A 16,275-nucleotide genomic window follows, 5' to 3' on the forward strand; every position below is an offset into this window, starting at 1 on the left:
GACCGGAGGGGCGAAGTCATGAGTATGGAAGTCACCGCGTGGAACGCGATGTACAACGCGATGCACGCGCAAGAAGATCGGCGCCCGTTCTCGAAGGCGACACTGAAGCGGATCGCGACGTTCGCAGTTCCACAGAAACGCAACCTCAGCTGGTACCTCGTACTGAGTGTCGTCACTGCTGCGCTTGCCGTGGCAACACCCGTCCTGGCCGGGCGTGTGGTCAACGCGATAGTCGGCGGCGACGCCGTCGACGTGGTCGTCAAACTTGCCGCCCTGATCGCACTGGTAGCACTTCTCGAAGCCGCTCTGGGCCTGTTGACCCGGTGGCTCTCGGCCAGCATCGGCGAAGACCTGATCCTGCATCTGCGCACCACCGTCTTCGATCACGTCCAGAAGATGCCCATCGCGTTCTTCACCAGGACTCGAACCGGAGCACTGGTCAGCCGTCTCAACAACGACGTCATCGGCGCTCAGCGCGCCTTCAGCGACACCTTGTCCGGAGTGGTCAGCAACCTGGTCACCCTGGTGATCACGCTGATCGTCATGCTCGGGATCTCCTGGCAGATCACCGTCCTCGCGCTGCTACTTCTCCCGATCTTCGTCATCCCCGCACGGCGCATGGGCGCAAAACTTGCAGCACTCAATCGTGAAGCAGCCAACCATAATTCGCTCATGAGTACCCAGATGACGGAGCGGTTCTCCGCTCCCGGCGCGACTCTGGTCAAGCTGTTCGGCCGCCCGTCGCAAGAGTCCGCGGAGTTCGCGGTTCGCGCCAGGCGTGTGCGCAACATCGGAGTCCGGACCGCAATGCTGCAGTCCGTCTTCGTCACAGCACTGACGCTGGTCTCGGCCCTTGCTCTTGCCCTCGTCTACGGACTCGGCGGCTTCTACGCGCTGCGCGGACAGTTGGACGCAGGCGCCGTCGTGGCGATGGCATTGTTGTTGACGCGGCTGTACTCGCCGTTGACCGCACTGGCCAGCGCCCGGGTCGATGTCATGAGCGCCTTGGTCAGCTTCGAGCGGGTATTCGAGATTCTCGATCTGGCGCCGCTCATCACCGAGAAGCCCGAGGCACGCACGGTGCCGCAGGGCCCGGTGTCCGTCGAGTTCAAGAACGTCACTTTTGCTTACCCGTCTGCCGACAAGGTGTCACTAGCTTCGCTGGAGGAAGTCGCGATCCTCGACACCCGCGGCGGCGAGGACGTGTTGCACAACCTGTCTTTCCGCACCGAAGCAGGACAGATGGTCGCCCTGGTCGGCACGTCCGGCGCCGGAAAGTCGACCGTGGCCCAGATGATTCCGCGCCTCTACGACATCGACTCCGGTTCGGTCGAGTTGGGCGGCGTCGACGTCCGCGACCTCAGTGCCGATTCCATCCGCGAGACCGTCGGCATGGTCACGCAGGACGGGCACCTGTTCCACGAGAGCCTTCGATCCAACCTGCTCCTTGCGCGACCGGATGCCACCGAAGAAGATCTGCGCGAGGTTCTGGAGCGAGCACGGCTCACCGACCTGGTTGCGTCGCTGCCCGACGGATTGGAGACCGTGGTGGGTGAACGCGGTTACCGCCTCTCGGGCGGCGAGCGTCAACGCCTGACCATCGCACGACTGCTCCTGGCCCAGCCTCGCGTCGTCATCCTGGACGAGGCCACCGCGCATCTCGACTCGACGTCGGAAGCCGCGGTTCAGGAAGCACTCGGCGAAGCACTCGCCGGGCGGACTGCGGTGGTGATCGCTCACCGGTTGTCGACGATCCGTTCCGCCGACCTGATCCTCGTCGTCGAAGCAGGCCAGATCGTCGAGCGCGGCAACCATGAGGAACTGCTCGCGCGCGGTGGCCGCTACGCCGAGTTGTACCGCACGCAGTTCGACACCAACGCCCGGAAGAACGGCGCCCTCGCACCGACGCCGATCTGATACCGCGCAGCGCCTTGCCCCCCCACACAGAAAACAGGCGCTGTCCTCCTCGCGGAGGGCAGCGCCTGTTTCAGTCTTTATGTCAGTCGTTGAAGCTGTAGGTCAGTCGTTGTAGCGATCGCGTCCGCCACCGCGGCGGTCGTCACGTCCACCGCGATCGTCCCGGCCACCACGGTCGCCACGGCCACTCGGACGTCCCTGCGGCGGGCCGAAATCAGGCTGCAGCTGGATCAGGACGCCGGAGATGCGTGTGCGACGCAAAGCTTCGAGAGTCTCGTTGGAGAGGTCGGCCGGCAGCTCGACGATGCTGTGATCCGGGCGAATGCTGATGTGCCCGAAGTCGCTTCGACGAAGTCCACCCTCGTTGGCGATGGCACCGACGATGGCACCCGGAACGACGCGGTGACGCTTGCCGACTGCAATGCGGTATGCAGCCAACTCCTGGCCCTCGGGTCCACGCGAGCGAGGAGCCGGGCCGTCGTCGAAACGACGAGGGGGACGCGGTTCACGCGGCTCGCGCTCACGACGCGGCGGTGCCGGCGGCTCGGGAGAAAGCAAGAATGCTTCGCCGTCGCGCGACTGCAGCGCCAGAGCGGCAGCGATGTCGATGAGCGGAACATCGTGTTCCTGGTCGTAGTCCTCGATCATCTTGCGGAACATCGCGAGATTCTCCGAGGCCAGGCTCTCGGTGATGGAGTCACCGAACTTGGCCACGCGCTGGGCGTTGACGTCGTCGACACTGGGAAGCTGCATCTCCGCAAGCGGCTGACGCGTCGCCTTCTCGATGGACTTGAGCAGATGACGCTCACGCGGAGCGACGAACAGCAACGCGTCACCCTGACGACCGGCGCGGCCGGTACGACCGATGCGGTGAACGTACGACTCCGTGTCATGCGGGATGTCGTAGTTGACGACGTGGGAGATTCGATCGACGTCGAGGCCTCGAGCGGCAACGTCGGTCGCGACAAGGATGTCGAGGGCGCCGTTCTTGAGCTGACCGATGGTCCGCTCACGCTGTGCCTGGACGATGTCGCCGTTGATCGCGGCAGCCGAGTGCCCGCGGGCCCGCAGCTTCTCCGCCAGGTCTTCGGTGGCCTGCTTGGTACGGACGAAGATGATCATCGCCTCGAATGCCTCGACCTCGAGGACTCGGGTCAGTGCATCGAGCTTGCGCTGATGAGCAACCTGAATGTAGCGCTGCGTGATGTTCGAGGCGGTCGACGTCTTGGACTTGACGGTGATCTCGACCGGATTGTTCAGGTACTGCTTCGAGATCCGGCGAATCGAGCCGGGCATCGTTGCGGAGAACAGGGCGACCTGCTTGTCGCCGGGGGTGTCGCGGAGGATGCGCTCGACGTCCTCCTGGAACCCCATCTTGAGCATCTCGTCGGCCTCGTCGAGAACGAGGTACTTGAGATTGGTCAGATCCAGGGTGCCCTTTTCGAGATGGTCGATGACACGACCCGGGGTACCGACGACGACGTGTGCGCCGCGGCGCAGGCCGGACAGCTGGACGCCGTAGCTCTGGCCACCGTAGATCGGCAGCACGTTGAGTCCGGGGATGTGCGCGGAGTACTTGCCGAATGCCTCGGCAACCTGAAGCGCCAGCTCACGCGTGGGAGCAAGCACCAGCGCCTGGGTCTGCTTGATCGACGTGTCGATCCGCGACAGGACTGGAACTGCGAAGGCTGCGGTCTTGCCGGTACCGGTCTGTGCGAGACCGACGACGTCCTTGCCTTCGAGCAGCGGCGGAATGGTGGCAGCCTGAATGGGCGAGGGCGACTCGTAGCCCACGTCTGACAGTGCCTTCAGTACCCGATCATCGATGTCGAGGTCGGCAAATGTTGGGGGTTCGGGGTCACGCTCAATATCACTCATTTGACCAGCAGTTTAGCGGATAGAGTATAGACACGACGACATACCGGGGGTGCATTTACGACAGATCCACCCTCCCAGCGGGTTTCGCCTAGCGTATGGAGCATGACCGAAGCCACCGTTGCCACCCCCGCCCAGACCGTTGTCGCGATTGCCCAATTCGCCCCGGGGACGGACAAGAAAGCCAACCTCGAATCACTGCGATCACTGGCTTCCGATGCAGCAGCACGGGGCGCGAAAGTTGTCGTGGCGCCGGAATACTCGATGTTCACCGCACCGAAGACGGATGAACGACTGATCGAGTCCGCGGAGGACCTGGACGGCGAATTCGGTTCGGCATTGGCGGCGGTCGCCGCGGAGTTCGGAATCTTCCTCGTAGCGGGAATGAACGAGCGGATCGACGACGTGAGCAGAATCTCCAACACCCTCGTCGCGATGGACCCGAACGGCGAACTGGTGGCGACCTACCGGAAGCTGCATCTCTACGACGCATTCGGTTACCAGGAGTCGGCCGTGATCCGTGCCGGCGACATCACGGAACCGCAGACTTTCGGGTGCGACGGCCTGACCTTCGGCCTCCAGACCTGCTACGACCTGCGCTTCCCGGAAGTCACCCGGCGCATAGTCGACGTCGGCGCGGACATCCTGCTCCTGCCCGCCCAGTGGGTGCCCGGGCCACTCAAGGAAGACCACTGGACCACTCTCGTACGCGCCCGGGCCATCGAGAACACGATGTACATCGCAGCGGCTGACCAGAGCGCGCGCGGCGGCGCGGGTGCCAGCATGATCGTCGACCCGATGGGCGTCGTGATGTGTTCACTGGGCGAGCAGGTCGGGGTTGCCGCCGCGACTGTTTCGGCCGCTCGCATCGCCGAAGTACGCGAGAAGAATCCCGCTCTCGCGCTGCGGAGGTTCACTGTCTCGTCGCGGTGACCTGCAGCGGGTAGCGTCGAACAGGTCGGGGTTCGAGCTTCTCGAGGACAACGCAGTGACCCAGTATCGGGATCGATCTTCCGCCGGCAAATTTCTGGCCGGGCGGCTCGAGTCTTTGCGTCTCGACAAGCCTGTCGTTCTCGGACTCCCACGCGGCGGAGTACCGGTCGCAGCCGAGGTGGCTGCGGCACTGAACGCTCCGCTGGACATCGTGGTGGTGCGCAAGCTCGGCAGTCCGTACAACCCGGAACTGGCGATGGGCGCCATCGGTGAGGGTGGCGTGCGGGTCCTCAATCACGACGTCATCGCAGCGGTTCGCGTCTCGAAAAGTGAACTCGCCGCCGTCGAACGCGACGAACGAACCGAATTGGAACGGCGAGCGCGGCTCCTGCGCGAGGGACGGACCCCGGTTTCCCTCCACGGACGCACCGCAGTGATCGTCGACGACGGAATGGCCACGGGTGCGAGTGCCGCCGTTGCCTGCCGCTGCGCGCGCACCGCGGGTGCTGCCTCCGTCATCGTCGCTGTCCCAGTTGCCTCCCCTGAAGCAATGAGAGTGATCGCGTGCTCAGCCGATCGGGTCGTCTGCCCCTTCGTTCCTGCCCTGCTGGGCGGCGTCGGTGCTGCATTCGAGGACTTTCATCAACTCAGCGACGACGAAGTGCTGACCTTCCTCGCCTGAGAGGACACCCCTCCAGCCTGAGCGCAGTCCAAGAGATCTCTGAGAATTTGTGATGTGTGCAACATTTCGCTCCTCGGTGCCGATAGCCCAAATGGAACAAAAAGAATTCGGCTTTCTGGAGGAACCGTGACCATCTCGACCGATACCGTCGACGCCGTCGCAGCTGCGTGCCGTGACCGCCTGGGCGACCCTTCCGCCTGGGTTGCGTCAGACGCTTATCGACAGAGCCTCGCCCTGTGCATCATCGAATCCGTTCAGTCCACGTCGGGTCACAGCGAAGTGACCGTCGTAGATCGCTACCTGGCCTACCGGAAAGCCCGCGAAGACAAACCCGTCACGGACGGCGCACGCGAACTACTCCGCACCTTCGAGGAAGCCGGGAGTTCGGACCAGTGGGCAGGCAAGATCGGCTCGTACAAGCGTCGCTACACGGCGACGGGTGTCCCGATCGAGGCACGTCACATCCAACAGGTCGCCGAGAAACTCCATCACTTGCGGATCAACAGCGTCGAGGACCTGCTCTCTGCTGCCGATTCCGACAACGCTCTCGATGCGGTTCACCTTGCCTGGGTGGACGCCTGCGGAGACGGTTCCGAAGTGACCTGGGCACACCTGTTGATGTTGGCCGGAATTCCACACACCGATCTGGGTACCGCTGCCGACACGTTCATCAGCGCAACACTCGGCACCACCGAGTTGCCAGGAGACACCTCGGAGATCCTTGCAGCTACTGCAGAGCAACTCGGAGTGGATCCGGACCGATTGGACTACGCAATTCGCCGGTGGTTGTCCGTGCACGGCCGCATGCTCCAACACGTCGCATGAGTACCTGTAAACAGGCGGTCACACTAAACTGCAGGTCAGCGCCCGACCAGTTCTACCGAATAGTAACGACAGTGCAAAATGACGACTAATGTGATGCAATGCACATCAGAAATGTCAGTAGTCACTGGAGGGGTCAATAGTGCGCGAGTTCTCAGTTCCACAGTCGTTCTCAATTCCGGAGAACGTATCCATGGCCGACTCCGTGTTCCGTCACGCCGAAGAAGACCCCACATTCGTGCCGTTCAAGAGGCCGTCGAACGGTGGATGGGTCGACGTCACTGCAGCTGAATTCGCGAAGCAGGTCTCCGCAGTTGCCAAGGGCCTGATCGCTTCGGGCGTCGAGCTCGGCGACCGCGTCGCTATCCTGTCAGCAACTCGCTACGAGTGGGTCGTTCTCGACTACGCCATCTGGACTGCCGGCGGATGCACCGTCGCGATCTACGAGACCTCCTCCCCTGATCAGGCGCAGTGGATCCTCGAGGATTCCGCGACAACACTTCTGGTCGTCGAAACGGCCAAGCACGCGGAGACTCACAAGGAAGTCACCGACGGTGCAGAAGCCCTCCGCGAGGTTCTGGTCATCGAGTCAGGTGCTATCGACGAGCTGTCCAGTCGCGGTTCGGCAATCACCGACGAAGAACTGCACACTCGTCGTCACCAGGTCACCGCTGCCTCGCCCGCGACCCTGATCTACACCTCCGGAACCACCGGACGCCCCAAGGGTGTCCAGCTGACGCACTCCAACTTCTACGCCGAGTCCAACGCCTGCCGCCTGGCGATGCCGGAGTCGATGGTCCCCGGCAAGAAGACGCTGATGTTCCTGCCGCTCGCCCACGTATTCGCGCGAGCGATCTCCTTCGGCGCTTTCGACGCCAAGGTCACCGTCGCCCACACGTCGGATCTGACGACGCTCCTCGAGCAGTTCGCCGGTTTCAAGCCCAACTTCATCCTCTCGGTACCGCGCGTGTTCGAGAAGGTGTACAACTCGGCTCGCCAGAAGGCAGTCGACGGCGGTAAGGGCAGCATCTTCGACAAGGCTGCCGCCACTGCCATCGAATACAGCGAGTCCCTCGAAAAGGGTGGACCCGGGCTGGCACTCAAGCTCAAGCATGCGGTATTCGACAAGCTCGTCTACTCGAAGTTGCGCGCAGCTCTGGGCGGCGAGTGCGAGCGTGCAGTCTCCGGTGGCGCAGCCCTCGGCGCGCGTCTCGGCCACTACTTCCGCGGCGTCGGCATCCCGATCTACGAGGGCTACGGACTCACCGAGACCAGCGCCGCAATCACCGTCAACACCTCGAGCGCGCAGCGCGTCGGGACCGTCGGCAAGCCGATCAACGGCCATGCAGCACGGATCGCCGAGGACGGCGAACTCCTCCTGCAGGGCCCGGTCGTGTTCGCCGGCTACTGGCACAACGACAAGGCGACGGCCGAATCGATCGTCGACGGCTGGTTCCACACCGGCGACCTCGGATCGATCGACAACGAGGGCTACGTCTCCATCACCGGGCGCAAGAAGGAAATCATCGTCACGGCCGGAGGTAAGAACGTCGCACCGGCAGGCCTCGAGGATTCCCTGCGTGCGCACGCTCTGATCAGCCAGTGCCTCGTCGTCGGCGACGGTCAGCCGTTCATCGGTGCACTGATCACCCTCGATCCGGAGACTCTGCCCGGTTGGGTCGAGCGCAACGGCCTGCCCGCCGGCACCGCGATCGCGGATCTGGTGAAGAACGCCGACCTGATCGCCGAGATCGACTCGGCCGTTGCCGACGCGAACAAGAAGGTCTCCAACCCCGAGCAGATCAAGAAGTACACGATCCTCGAGGTCGACTTCACCCAGGAGACCGGTGAATTGACGCCGACGCTCAAGCTCAAGCGCAACATCATTCACGAAGCTCACAAGACCAAGATCAGCGACCTGTACGCCTGATCGATCGTCTTTCACGAGTCTGGCCCGGTTCGAATGCGAACCGGGCCAGACTCGATTCACTCTCCGGCGGAGAGTAGTTCCTTTTCGATCTCGGATGGAAGGCCGTGCACCGCACGATCCTCCCGCTGGGTCGGCAGAGTTTCCCGTTGCATCCATTCCCAGGTATCGCGCACGGTGTCTTCGACGGGACGGCACCGCAACCCTGCCCGCGCCGCCTTGGCAGTGTCGGCTTCGAGGAAACCCGCGAACTCGCCCTCTTGCGGGACCCAACACGGCAGTTGTGTCCACGGTTGCGCTCCCGCTGCTGCAAGTCGGTCCTCGTCGATCCACACCAACTCCGCACCCGAACCGGTGGCGTCCACGCACGCCTCGAGGAGCCCGGAGGTAGTGGTGTGCCCGGACGCACTGATGACGTCGTACGTCCCGCTGATTTCGGCCGCCAGTCCGGACAGGACAAACGATGCGATGTCGCGGGCATCGACGTACTGCAACGGTCTGGTCGGCGCTCCGGGAGCAACGACGCGTCCACCCGCAGCGATGCGCTGCAACCACCACGGCAACCGCCCGATGTCCTCGTGCGGACCGAGGATCAACCCTGCCCTCGCGAGCAGCGCGTCCGGGAAGGATTCCAGGACAGCGAGTTCGGCCCCGCGTTTGGCGGACGCGTAATCGCTGTAGTCATCGGACGTCGCAGATGCGGCAACCACCGGCGAGCCCTCGTCCACATGCAAGCCCCATTGGTAGACGGATCCACTGGAGATGTATGCGTACCGGTCGACGTGACCGTGCAAGACGCGTGCATTCTCACCGACAACTCGGGGGCTACCCGACCAGGTGTCGACGACAAAATCCCATCGACGATCACCGAGCGCCTCAACCATCGCTCGCTGATCGGTGCGATCCGCGAACAGAACCTCCGCGGTAGGTGGTGGCGCTCCGGTGAGCCCCCGATGGAGCACTGTCACTTCCCAGCCCCGTGCCAGGGCGTCGTCGACGAGGGCACGGCCGAGGAACCGTGTTCCTCCGAGCATCAGCAGCTTCATGACGGCCATCGTCACTCGAAAAGCGTCGTGCAGCAACAAGTTCGTCTGGTAGCGCAATTTCCGACGAGTGAGGGTCGGACGAAGCGCTCAGATACCCCGTCCGGGATTGAGAATGCTCTTCGGATCGAATGCGGCCTTCACCGCAAGCATCAACTGGCGTTCGGTCTGGCCGACCATGTCTGCCATGTACGGCGCTTTGAGAACCCCGATACCGTGTTCACCGCTGATCGTTCCGCCCAATGCCAGTGCGCCGGCAACGATGTCGTCGAAAGCTCCGCGCGCACGATCCTGCGCTCCCGTTTCGGCAGCGTCGAACACGATGGTCGGGTGGAGATTGCCGTCAGCGGCGTGGCCGAAGGTTCCGATCGTGACACCGTGGCGATCGGCCGCTTCACGAATGCATTCCAACATGGACGGCAACGCCGGCACCGGCACCGCGACGTCGTCGAGAAGTACCGTGCCCAACGCCTCGAGAGCTGGCAACGCCATCCGGCGGGCGGCAGTGAACTCTTCACCTTCCACGGGATCGTCGGTGTGGAAAACCTCTCGAGCCCCGGCACTTTCGCACGCCGCGGCGCAGTCCGCTGCCTCGGCGGCCGCCGACCTACCGTCGCACTGGATGAGCAGCATCGCCCCGGCCGATTCGTCCAGCCCCATCCTCGTCAGCCGATTGACCGCGCCGATGGTGACGTCGTCCATCAACTCCATCTGACACGGTTCGGCCACTGCCGACACGGCGAGGACGGCATCGATCGCGGACTCCGCGGAATCGAAGAAGGCGACGACGGTGGTCGCGGCAGTGGGCGCCGTACGCAACCGCATCGTGGCTTCGACGATGACCGCGAGCGTTCCCTCCGAGCCCACGAGCAGATGTGTCAGGTCCAGCCCCGCAACATTTTTGCGCGTCCGCGCACCGGTACGGATCACACGCCCGTCGGCGAGTACCGCCGTCAGGGCCGCGACGTGATCACCGGTGACGCCGTACTTGGCACAACAGATGCCGCCTGCATTTGTCGCCAGATTGCCGCCGATACTCGAGATGGACTGGCTTCCCGGATCCGGTACGTACCAAAGACCCTGCTGTGCAGCAGCTTCCGCCAGGTCACCATTGATCACTCCGGGCTCCACCGTGGCGGTGCGCGCGGCAGGATCGATCTCGAGAATGCGATCCATGCCCGCGACGCTCAAGACGATGCACCCGTCGAGCGCATTGGCAGCGCCGGCCAACCCGGTACCTGCCCCTCGTGTCACCACCGGAACGGAGAGTTCGTGCGCCACCGTCATAACCGCGACGACGTCGTCGACCGTCTTCGCCTTGACCAGCGCGGCGGGCCTTCCGGCTGCGGTGAGCAGTGATTGATCCCGGACGTACGCGCCCATTCGGTCGGGATCGGTTGTCGCCCTGTCCCCCACCGCTTTCTGCAAGCGTTCGCCCAACAGATCGATACTCGTGGTCATTCCGTTCGTCCTTCGTAGAATCCGCGCACATGGCGCTCGACCAAATCGGCGGCCTCGTCAGCTGCGCCGCGCTCGATCGCGTCGGCGATACCCTCGTGCTCTGCCAGCAGTGCGCCGAGCGTGGCCGCCGAGTTCTCGCGCGAGTCGAGTTCGCTCAGCAGGTAGCCGGCGATGCTGTCGCGGAGAACCGTCATGACCAACCCGAACGCCTTGTTCCCGCCCGCTCCGGCGAGCGCAACATGAAAGTCGACGTCGGCGTCGTGGAATGCGACCGAGTCGTCGGCCCGGGTTGCGATGCGCATTCGCTCGATCGCAGCCCGGGCGTCGTCTGGCACGGCGGTGACGGTTCGTAGCGCAGCAGCTTCGAGCAGCACTCGCAATTCGACAAGATCGCCGAGCGGAACCGCGCCCACTTGCAGTGCCGTACTGAGAGCGGTGGCCGCAGAATCTGCGGTGTGCTCGTGCGTCACCCGAGGCCTGGCGGTAGAGGTGGTGTCCGCGCCGGTCAACAATCCCTGTGCTTGCAGGACACGAAGTGCCTCGCGGACCGTCGACCGACCCACCGAGAACGTCTGCGCGAGTTCCTGTTCGGTTGGCAATGCCTCGCCGACGGGAAGCGAGCCGTCGAGTATGGCAGCACGGATTCTTCCCGACACGGCAAGGCTGAGCGGCATGCGCGACAACGGAGTCGTATCCATACCGCGACGCTACCACCCCTTGCCTGCTTGTCTGACAAACTGTTTAATTGAGGAGATTCGTGACCCGGACCACAACAGACAAGGTGTCGACCATGACCGACAAGCTCGAATTGGATCCAGCAACCACAGCCGTCGTGCTCATCGAGTACCAGAACGACTTCACCACCGAGGGCGGTGTTCTTCACGAGGCCGTCGCTCCGGTCATGGAATCGAACGGACTCCTCGCGAACACCACTGCGCTGGTCGATGCGGCTCGGGCGGCAGGTGTCACCGTGATGCACGCACCGATCACCTTCGCCGAGGGGTACAACGAAATCACCTCGCATCCGTACGGCATCCTCAAGGGCGTCGTCGACGGCAAGGCTTTCGTGAAGGGTTCCTGGGGAGCTGCGATCGTCGACGAACTCGCCCCGAAAGACGGCGACATCGTCATCGAGGGCAAGCGTGGACTCGACACTTTTGCCAGCACAAACCTCGATTTCATTCTGCGCAGCAAAGGAATTCGCACGATCCTTCTCGGCGGCTTCCTGACCAACTGCTGCGTCGAATCGACCATGCGCACCGGATACGAGAACGGTTACCGGGTCATCACACTCACCGATTGCGTGGCAGGCACTTCGGTCGCCGAACACGAGAACGCGATCACCTACGACTACCCGATGTTCTCGCACCCCGTCACGTCGAAAGAGGTGCTCGGCGCGCTCTCCTGAGAGGACTACCTGGAATGCGCGAGAAGGAATTCACGGCTGACGTTGGTGACACTGGCGTGAACCTTCTCGTGCAGCAGGTCGTGACCGGCGTCCTCGAACTCGCGCATCTCGACGTTGCGCAGCGTCCGCGCCCAGTCCCGGACGGGATCGACCGGGGCGATCCGGTCGTCGGTACCGTGAACGACCAGGACTGGGATGCCCGCGTCGGAGAGTTCCGCCCACCCGTGTTGCTCCACCGCGCTGCGCGGGATGCCGCACAACACGGCGGACGCGAATTCGTGATCGCGATGAGCCAGCACCGTCAGCGCAGTCACGGCACCTAACGAATGACCCATCACCGCCTGCGGAACTTCGGGCAGTTCCGCCAAGGCGATGTCAGCCAGCGCGGCTGCATCGGCAGCAAGATCGGAGAGCGGAGCCCCGACTCCCGGATCACCCTCCGACAAACCGTGCCCGGTGTGATCGATCGCCCACACGTCGATCCCCGACGCCGTCATTGCACCCGCGAAACGGTGATACTGCCCGCTGTGCTGACCGAGGCCGTGCAGAAAGACCAAAGACACAGTGGGCACTGCGCCCCCTGCCGCCGGCCAATGCCGAAAGTGCACCTGACCGGTTCGTCCGTCGAAGAAGGGCATGCTCGTCATTCTGCACTCTCCTACGGGCATCCGCGGGCGGTGGGCGATTACTGGTGGGTTGCCTTGTCGGTGAGCGATGGCACAATCTCCGTGTGTTCCTACTCGATGATCAGATCGTCTACAGCGCCAGCGACCTCTCGGCCGCGGCCTCGTGCGAGTTCGCACTGTTGCGGCAACTCGACGCCCGCACCGGTCTGATCTCAGCCGAGGCGGCCGAGGCAGATCCGATGCTCGAGCGGACGTCGAGCCTCGGCGACTCGCACGAGCGCGAACAGCTTCAGAAGTTCATCGATCAACACGGAGACGGCGTCGTCGTCATGCCGCGACCGGAACACTCACGCGCAGGCCTGACCGCTGCCACGTTGGCCACCGTCGAGGCAGCACGATCGGGCGCGCCCGTCATCTATCAGGGAACCTTTTTCGACGGCCGATTCCTCGGGTTCTGCGATTTCCTCGTCCGCGAAGGCAACACCTACGCGGTCTACGACAGCAAGCTCTCCCGGCACGCCAAGGTGTCGGCACTTCTACAACTCGCCGCATACGCGGATGCGTTGGAGCGCAATGCAATTGCCGCCTCCGATCAGGTTCATCTACTGCTCGGCGACGGCAGCACGTCGTCGCACGACATCGGAGACATCGCGCCGGTATTCGCAGCACGCAGAGCTGAACTCGAACGAGTCCTCGACGAGCACCGTGCTGAGGGGAAACCGACACAGTGGCTCGACGATCGGTACCTGCGTTGTGGTCGATGCAACACCTGCAGCGTCGAAGTCGAAAGCCATCGGGACCTGCTGCTGGTTGCGGGCGTCCGCGGCAATCAGCGTGAACAACTGATCGTCTCGGGGATCACGACAATTGACGAACTCGCCGCGAGCACCGGCCCTGTCGAGGGAATTCGACGGGAAACACTCGACAAACTCCGTGCACAGGCCGCGGTTCAACTTCGTCAGGAACAATCCGGCGACGCCGAATTCGAGGTCTACGAACCCTCGGCGCTCGGCGGACTACCCGTCCCCGACGACGGCGACATCTTCTTCGACTTCGAGGGCGATCCGCTCTGGGCCGAGGACGGATCCACCGACTGGGGGTTGGAATACCTTTTCGGTGTGGTCGAAGGACCGGCGGACGACTACGTGTTCAAGCCGTTCTGGGCACACGATCGCGACGGTGAACGCCAGGCACTCCTCGACTTCCTCGACTATGTCACCGCGCGCCGAGAAGCTCACCCCGGCATGCACATCTATCACTACGCCGCGTACGAGAAATCGGCGCTGTTGCGCTTGGCCGCACGTCACGGTGTCGGCGAGCAGACGGTGGACACGCTGCTCAGCGAGAACGTGCTCGTGGACCTGTACCCGATCGTCCGCGCCTGCCTGCGGATCGGACAACGCTCGTACAGCATCAAGAAACTCGAGCCGCTCTACATGGGTGAGCACGGCCGCGACGGCGACGTGACCAACGCCGCCGCTTCGGTTGTCGCTTATGCCGACTACTGCCAATTGCGCGACGGCGGACAAGCCGACCAGGCCAGGGAACTTCTTCAGGGCATCTCCGACTACAACGAATACGACTGCGAATCCACTCTGCGCCTGCGCGATTGGCTTGCCGAGCGCGCCGCAGAACACGGCGTCGAACTTCGTGAGCCGACCGGGCAGATCAAGATTCCACTCGAGGAGCTCACCGAATCGGAGATCGCGCTCCGCGAATTCGCAGGACACAAGGCAGGTTCGGCGCGTACCCCCGATCAGCAGGCAGCTGCTCTACTGGCTGCTGCGGTGGGGTACCACAATCGTGAGCGGAAGCCGTACTGGTGGGCCCACTTCGACCGATTGGTCACACCGATCGAAGACCTGGTGGACATCCGCGACGTCATGGTGGTCGAACAGTCCGAAATCGAGGCGGACTGGCACAAGAGCACCCCACGTCAGAAGAAGTTCCGTCGACACATTCAGCTGACCGGAAGTTTCGGCACCGGAACGTCTTTGAGCCCGGGCAGTGATCTGTTCGCTCTCTACGCAACCCCCTCCCCCGATGCCGTTGCCAGCGAGAACCCCACCCAACGCGGCACCAGCAGCGTCAAGGTCACGGCCGTGGTCAAGTCCGAAGGACTCGACGTGGTCACCGTCGAAGAACTGCTCGGCGGTGACGAATACCTCGATGCTCCAGTCGCATTGGCACCTGGTCGTCCGATTCCCACCGGACGCATGGAGAAGTCCATCGCCGCTGCCGCATCCGGCGCCAGCGAGATCCTGCCCGAACTGCCACCCGTAGCAGCGGTCGACATTCTCCGGCGCAGCACCCCGAGGACACGCTCGGGTTCACCGCTCCCGCCCGTCGGCACCGACAACAACTACGCGGACGCCATCACCGCCGCACTTCTCGACCTCGATGATTCCTACGTGGCAGTACAGGGTCCCCCTGGTACGGGCAAGACCTACACGGGCGCTCGTGTCGTCAAGACACTGATCGAACAACATCAGTGGCGAATCGGAGTCGTGGCTCAATCACATTCGGTGGTCGAGAACATGCTCGGCGGCATTCTGAAGGCCGGCGTGGACCCTGCACTGGTCGCGAAGAAGGGCAGCCGCAGCAAGACCGCAGAATGGCAGGACATCGCATCCGAAGAATATGCGAGATTCATCGCCGAGGCCGAAGGCGTCGGCTGCGTCATCGGCGGCACTGCGTGGGACTTCGCGAACACCGATCGTGTTCCAGCGGGCAGCTTGGACCTGCTCGTGGTGGACGAGGCGGGCCAGTTCGCGCTCGCCAACACCATTGCCGTCGCGATTTCCGCGCGAAACCTGTTGCTGCTGGGCGATCCGCAGCAGTTGCCGCAGGTGAGCCAAGGTACTCACCCCGAACCTGTCGACGAATCGGCGCTCGGTTGGCTCGCCGAGGGACACGGCGCACTGCCACCCGAACTCGGCTACTTCCTCGAGAAGACTTGGCGGATGCACCCGGATCTGTGTGCGCCCGTGTCCGCACTGTCGTACGAGGGCAAGCTCCATTCTCAGGAAACCGTGAGTGCGGCAAGGAAACTCGACGGACTCGCTGCCGGAGTGCACACAGTGTTCGTCGATCACCGCGGCAATTCCACGTACTCCCCGGAAGAGTCCCAGGAAATCGTTCGCCAGATCCAGGGCCTTCTCGGTACGCCATGGACCGATCCGAGCGAGTTCGAGGGAACCCGGCCCCTGGAGCAGTCGGACATCCTCGTGGTCGCGGCATACAACGCCCAGGTCGGTACCGTCGAGCGCGATCTCACCGAAGCCGGTCTCACGGAGGTCGAGGTCGGGACCGTCGACAAGTTCCAGGGCCGCGAGGCCGCGGTGGCAATCGTGTCGATGGCCGCATCTGCCGTCGAGGACGTCCCGCGAGGAATGTCGTTCCTCCTGTCGCGGAACCGCCTCAATGTTGCTGTCTCCCGCGGCAAGTGGTGCGCGATCATCGTCCGATCACACGCGTTGACGCAGTACATGCCGAGCACGCCCGCAGGGTTGGTGGAGCTGGGCGCGTTCATGAGGTTGACGAGCTAGCCGAATGTTTTCACACCCAAAGCCTGTCCTACC

Annotated in this window: 12 protein-coding genes; 7 read left to right on the plus strand and 5 right to left on the minus strand. The window is 63.5% G+C overall.

From position 1 onward, the window contains the following. Nucleotides 1–18: 18 nt before the first annotated feature. Nucleotides 19–1,917, plus strand: coding sequence for an ABC transporter ATP-binding protein (locus ABX74_RS01035; RefSeq protein ID WP_046378885.1), 1,899 nt, complete (start codon nt 19–21; stop codon nt 1,915–1,917). A gap of 102 nt (nt 1,918–2,019) precedes the next feature. Here ABX74_RS01035 and ABX74_RS01040 read toward each other — a convergent pair whose 3' ends face one another. Then, complete coding sequence (locus ABX74_RS01040) at nt 2,020–3,795, minus strand: DEAD/DEAH box helicase (protein WP_003945121.1); 1,776 nt, start codon at nt 3,793–3,795, stop codon at nt 2,020–2,022. Nucleotides 3,796–3,897: 102 nt separating this feature from the next. Here ABX74_RS01040 and ABX74_RS01045 point away from each other — a divergent pair, with 102 nt between their 5' ends. The 4 genes from ABX74_RS01045 to ABX74_RS01060 all read left to right on the plus strand — a co-directional run bounded on the left by ABX74_RS01045 (nt 3,898) and on the right by ABX74_RS01060 (nt 8,159). Further along, the gene (locus ABX74_RS01045; protein ID WP_020908425.1) at nt 3,898–4,725 is read left to right on the plus strand and encodes a carbon-nitrogen hydrolase family protein; all 828 of its coding nucleotides are present in this window, start codon (nt 3,898–3,900) and stop codon (nt 4,723–4,725) included. Between the two features lie 55 nt (nt 4,726–4,780). After that, on the plus strand, nt 4,781–5,407 hold the full coding sequence (locus tag ABX74_RS01050) for a phosphoribosyltransferase (RefSeq protein WP_029255786.1): 627 nt from the start codon (nt 4,781–4,783) through the stop codon (nt 5,405–5,407). A gap of 126 nt (nt 5,408–5,533) precedes the next feature. Continuing rightward, complete coding sequence (locus ABX74_RS01055; protein WP_019749306.1) at nt 5,534–6,232, plus strand: hypothetical protein; 699 nt, start codon at nt 5,534–5,536, stop codon at nt 6,230–6,232. A gap of 139 nt (nt 6,233–6,371) precedes the next feature. Beyond that, nucleotides 6,372–8,159 carry an AMP-dependent synthetase/ligase gene (locus ABX74_RS01060; RefSeq protein ID WP_019749307.1) on the plus strand — a complete coding sequence of 596 codons (1,788 nt, stop codon included), beginning with the start codon at nt 6,372–6,374 and terminating at the stop codon, nt 8,157–8,159. A 56-nt stretch (nt 8,160–8,215) separates the two neighbouring features. Here ABX74_RS01060 and ABX74_RS01065 read toward each other — a convergent pair whose 3' ends face one another. The 3 genes from ABX74_RS01065 to ABX74_RS01075 all read right to left on the minus strand — a co-directional run bounded on the left by ABX74_RS01065 (nt 8,216) and on the right by ABX74_RS01075 (nt 11,358). Beyond that, a complete protein-coding gene (locus ABX74_RS01065) occupies nt 8,216–9,211 on the minus strand; it encodes an NAD-dependent epimerase/dehydratase family protein (RefSeq protein WP_082148439.1) in 996 nt (331 codons plus the stop codon). A 78-nt stretch (nt 9,212–9,289) separates the two neighbouring features. Then, entirely contained in the window at nt 9,290–10,660 is a 1,371-nt protein-coding gene (locus ABX74_RS01070) for an FAD-binding oxidoreductase (protein WP_047888038.1), read from the minus strand. After that, complete coding sequence (locus ABX74_RS01075; RefSeq protein WP_047888039.1) at nt 10,657–11,358, minus strand: FadR/GntR family transcriptional regulator; 702 nt, start codon at nt 11,356–11,358, stop codon at nt 10,657–10,659. Before ABX74_RS01075 ends, ABX74_RS01070 begins: the two co-directional genes overlap by 4 nt. 92 nt (nt 11,359–11,450) lie before the next feature. Here ABX74_RS01075 and ABX74_RS01080 point away from each other — a divergent pair, with 92 nt between their 5' ends. Continuing rightward, complete coding sequence (locus ABX74_RS01080) at nt 11,451–12,068, plus strand: cysteine hydrolase family protein (RefSeq protein ID WP_020908430.1); 618 nt, start codon at nt 11,451–11,453, stop codon at nt 12,066–12,068. Between the two features lie 5 nt (nt 12,069–12,073). Here the strand turns inward: ABX74_RS01080 and ABX74_RS01085 are convergent, their stop codons facing one another. Then, a complete protein-coding gene (locus ABX74_RS01085) occupies nt 12,074–12,715 on the minus strand; it encodes an alpha/beta hydrolase (RefSeq protein WP_020970182.1) in 642 nt (213 codons plus the stop codon). Nucleotides 12,716–12,798: 83 nt separating this feature from the next. Here ABX74_RS01085 and ABX74_RS01090 point away from each other — a divergent pair, with 83 nt between their 5' ends. Then, nucleotides 12,799–16,242 (plus strand): TM0106 family RecB-like putative nuclease, encoded by a 3,444-nt coding sequence (locus ABX74_RS01090; RefSeq protein ID WP_047888040.1) that lies wholly within the window; start codon nt 12,799–12,801, stop codon nt 16,240–16,242. Nucleotides 16,243–16,275 lie beyond the last annotated feature (33 nt).

It is taken from the genome of Rhodococcus sp. ARP2 (assembly GCF_001029585.1).
Lineage (GTDB): Bacteria > Actinomycetota > Actinomycetes > Mycobacteriales > Mycobacteriaceae > Rhodococcus_F > Rhodococcus_F erythropolis.

What these genes read in the sequence shown, in the direction of transcription:
- ABX74_RS01035 (WP_046378885.1), top strand. Translation starts at nt 19, where the DNA reads ATGAGTATGGAAGTCACCGCGTGGAACGCGATGTACAACGCGATGCAC.
- ABX74_RS01040 (WP_003945121.1), bottom strand. Translation starts at nt 3,795, where the DNA reads ATGAGTGATATTGAGCGTGACCCCGAACCCCCAACATTTGCCGACCTC.
- ABX74_RS01045 (WP_020908425.1), top strand. Translation starts at nt 3,898, where the DNA reads ATGACCGAAGCCACCGTTGCCACCCCCGCCCAGACCGTTGTCGCGATT.
- ABX74_RS01065 (WP_082148439.1), bottom strand. Translation starts at nt 9,211, where the DNA reads ATGGCCGTCATGAAGCTGCTGATGCTCGGAGGAACACGGTTCCTCGGC.
- ABX74_RS01070 (WP_047888038.1), bottom strand. Translation starts at nt 10,660, where the DNA reads ATGACCACGAGTATCGATCTGTTGGGCGAACGCTTGCAGAAAGCGGTG.
- ABX74_RS01075 (WP_047888039.1), bottom strand. Translation starts at nt 11,358, where the DNA reads ATGGATACGACTCCGTTGTCGCGCATGCCGCTCAGCCTTGCCGTGTCG.
- ABX74_RS01080 (WP_020908430.1), top strand. Translation starts at nt 11,451, where the DNA reads ATGACCGACAAGCTCGAATTGGATCCAGCAACCACAGCCGTCGTGCTC.
- ABX74_RS01085 (WP_020970182.1), bottom strand. Translation starts at nt 12,715, where the DNA reads ATGACGAGCATGCCCTTCTTCGACGGACGAACCGGTCAGGTGCACTTT.